At 71.0% G+C, this 2,710-nt stretch carries 3 protein-coding genes; all 3 read right to left on the bottom strand.

The window, feature by feature from the left end:
- On the bottom strand, positions 1-249 hold a 249-nt coding region (locus KD1_RS16650; RefSeq protein ID WP_217995901.1), incomplete at its 3' end, for a hypothetical protein.
- A 9-nt stretch (positions 250-258) separates the two neighbouring features.
- Positions 259-513, bottom strand: a complete 255-nt coding sequence (locus KD1_RS14255) for a hypothetical protein (protein ID WP_068403016.1) — start codon at positions 511-513, stop codon at positions 259-261.
- An 8-nt stretch (positions 514-521) separates the two neighbouring features.
- Positions 522-2,710, bottom strand: a 2,189-nt coding sequence (locus tag KD1_RS17230) for a WD40/YVTN/BNR-like repeat-containing protein (RefSeq protein WP_370670764.1), incomplete at its 5' end; no start/stop codon positions are given.

A 2,710-nucleotide genomic window follows, 5' to 3' on the forward strand; every position in this document is an offset into this window, starting at 1 on the left:
CTCCTCGGCCGTCGGGGCCGGCCCGGCTGAGAGCGCCCCGACCACGGCCGCGCGCGCAGCCAGGTCATCCGGCACGGCCGCCGCCGCGCTCGGCGAACCCGAAGTCATCGGTGAACCCGCCGAGCCCGCCGCCATCGGTGAACCCGGTGAACTCATCGGCGCGCCGCTCCCCTCACCCGCCGCACGAGACTCCGCGGGTGACGCCTCAACGCGCGCCTCGCCCCCGTCGATCTCAATGGTGATCCGCATGACCGCCTCCTAATTCAGGACCGCGTAGCGGCCCTCGAACGTCACTGGCACCGAGGCGAGGTTCTTCACGGTGATCCAGTAGGTGCAGTTGGTGGCGTCGGCCCGTTCGACCGCGACATCCCAGTCGAGTTCCGGAGCGCCGTTGCGCACGGTCGTCGGCATCATGTACCAGACGACGTGCCACGAGGCCGGCCACCCGAAGGTGAACCATCGCTGCGACGCTCCGGCCGCGAGCGTGCCGGTGAACTGGACATTCGTTCTCATGGTGACTCCTAGTAGCGGCTCAGGATCGCGTAGCGCCCCTCGAAGGTGACGGTCTGCGCGGTCAGGTTCTTCACGGTGATCCAGTAGGTGGCGTATTCGGCGTCGGCACGTTCGACCTGCACCTGCCACGAGACCTGCGGAGCGCCGTTGCGCACCGTGGTCGGCATGACCGTCCAGACGATGTGCCACGTCGCCGGCCACCGGAACGTGAACCAGCGGTTGCTGGCGTTGGCGGCCAGGGTGCCGGTGAACTGCGTCCCGCACACCGGTTGCGTCATCCACCCGTCGACCGGGATCTCCCACACGCCGCGGTTGCGCAGACCGGCCCGCAGCACCCGGGCGTGCGGGTGGTACACGAGGTCCCCGACGAACGCATTGGGCAACGACGCGGAGAAGGTCGTCCACGACGCTCCGGAGTTGCGACTCTCGTAGACCCCGAGGTCGGCGGCGACCCACACCCGGTTGCGGTTGGCGTCGTCGACGGCCACGGCATTGATCGGCAGCGCCGGCAACCCGGCCGTGCGGTTGGTCCACGTCGACCCACCGTTGTCGGAGACGAACACCCGCCCGCCACCGACCTGCGAACTCGTCGCGATGATCCGCCCCGACGCGCCGGCCTCGGCGTACAGGTCACTGACATAGGCACCCGCGCGCGGCGTGGTCAGCGCGGTCAACGTCGTCCAGGCGCCGCGCTGGAACCGCGAGCGCAGCACCCGCCCGTCGGTCAACCCGAGGAGCACGGTGTTGGGATCGGGGATGTGCATCGCCGAGGCCGTGCCCCCGCTGGGAATCCCCCGCCGGGTCCACGTGCCGCCGTTGTCACGCGAGACGTACAGCGCCTGCATGCCCAGCGCGACGGTGTTGCCGGTCGTGGCGCTGGCCTCCACCGGCGGGTAGAACAACCCGGTGCCCTCGCCGGCCGGTCGGGTCGGGTCGATCCAGGTCCACGAGTTGACATTGCCCTTGGTGGTGGAGCGCAGCAGCGCGCCCCATTGCCGCGAGTGCACGACGGTGGTCGGTGTCGTCCGGTTGACCGCGACGTCCCCGCCGTCGGCGTCGTCGACGTGCTCCCACGTCAGCGGCCCGGTCCACCGGTTCGTGCCGTTGTCCTGCGTGCCGCCGATGAGCCAGCGCGCCGAGCCCCAGTCGTGGGCGATGTACTCGAACTCGCTGACGACCAGCCCGTTGTTGCAGCTGCGCCACGTCACGCCGCGGTCGGTGGAGCGGAACAGCCCACCGTCGCAGCCGGCGTAGACCGTGCCCGGCGCCCCCGGCTCGAACGCGATGGAGTGTTGGTCGGGGTGGATCGAATCTCCGGTCGTGCCCTTGTTGCTGAGATTCACCCACGACCACGTCGTGCCCGACAGCGTGCCCCGGTGGATCTCGATCGCACCGCAGTACACCTGCCCGCCGGTGTCCGGGGCGGCCGCGACGTACCAGTCGTACCAGGACTGGCCGGTGCTCAGGCCGGGCGGCAGCGGCACGGCCGACCAGCGACCGGCGGTGTTGCGTCGCCAGAGGTAGGCCGTCGGGTCGGTGGTGTACGGCGCTCCGGTGCCGAAGGCGTACGCCACCGCGGGGTTGGACGGGGCGATCGAGACGGCCAAGCGGTCGAAGGAGGCCGGCGCCCCGGGCAGAGCGACGGCGGTCCACGCGGTGCCGTTGTTCGTCGAGCGGAACAGTCCGTCGGCGCAGGCGGCGAGCAATTCGCCGCTGCGCCGGGCGATGGCCCAGGTGCGTTGGCTACGCCGCTGGGTCCACGCCGCTCCGGAATTGGTCGAGACGTACAGGCCCCGCGTGGTGCCGGCGAACAGGCGCGTGCGGCTGCTCGGGTCGACGACGAGGGCATGGAAACCCTGGCCGACGAACGGGGTCGTGCACCGTTGCGTCCAACTCGCGCCACCATCGACGGAGCGCAGTACGCCGTTGCCGAGGAAGGACCACCAGTCGCCCTCGCCGGTGCCGCAATAGGCCACGCGCGAGTCCACGGGGTCGAAGGCCAGGGCACCGACCGTGAGGGTCGAGGCGAAATCGGAGCGCGGTGCCCACGAAGCGCCGCGATCCCGGCTCTCCCAGACGCCACCGTTCGCGGCTCCGGCGAGCACGTGGGCCGGGGCGGCGGGGTCGACGGCGATCGCGGAGATCCGCCCCGAGACGTTGACACGGCTCGAGCCGTAGGTCTGCCCGTTGGTGACCG

Source organism: Kribbia dieselivorans NBRC 106261 (assembly GCF_001552435.1).
Taxonomy (GTDB): Bacteria; Actinomycetota; Actinomycetes; order Actinomycetales; family Dermatophilaceae; genus Kribbia; species Kribbia dieselivorans.

Excerpts from the sequence above, each read along its gene's own strand:
- KD1_RS14255 (WP_068403016.1), bottom strand. The coding sequence starts at position 513 with ATGAGAACGAATGTCCAGTTCACCGGCACGCTCGCGGCCGGAGCGTCG.